This is a genomic window from Pseudomonas sp. SIMBA_067, from assembly GCF_046534675.1.
Lineage (GTDB): Bacteria > Pseudomonadota > Gammaproteobacteria > Pseudomonadales > Pseudomonadaceae > Aquipseudomonas > Aquipseudomonas putida.
Genome location: NZ_JAWRYH010001282.1, coordinates 1 through 238, shown reverse-complemented (window position 1 = coordinate 238; position 238 = coordinate 1). Strand labels below are relative to the sequence as shown.

Sequence of the window (238 nt, the reverse complement as noted above, 5' to 3'; positions counted from 1 at the left end):
CAAACTGCTGGCGATGATCCTCGAGATGAGCGGCGTGCTGACAAAAGGATCGCCGACCTTAACCATTCTGAATGTGATTGGTGACGGTGCTTTCTTCTTCCTGCCGCTGATGGTCGCGGCATCTGCCGCCATCAAATTTAAAACCAATATGTCGCTGGCGATTGCCATCGCGGGTGTGCTGGTACATCCGAGTTTTATTGAACTGATGGCGAAAGCGGCCCAGGGTGAACATGTCGAA

General features: G+C 52.5%; 1 protein-coding gene. It reads left to right on the top strand.

What is annotated here, in order from left to right:
- Positions 1 to 238: PTS transporter subunit EIIC (locus SB765_RS33435; protein ID WP_410933010.1), on the top strand; the 238-nt coding region annotated here is incomplete at both ends.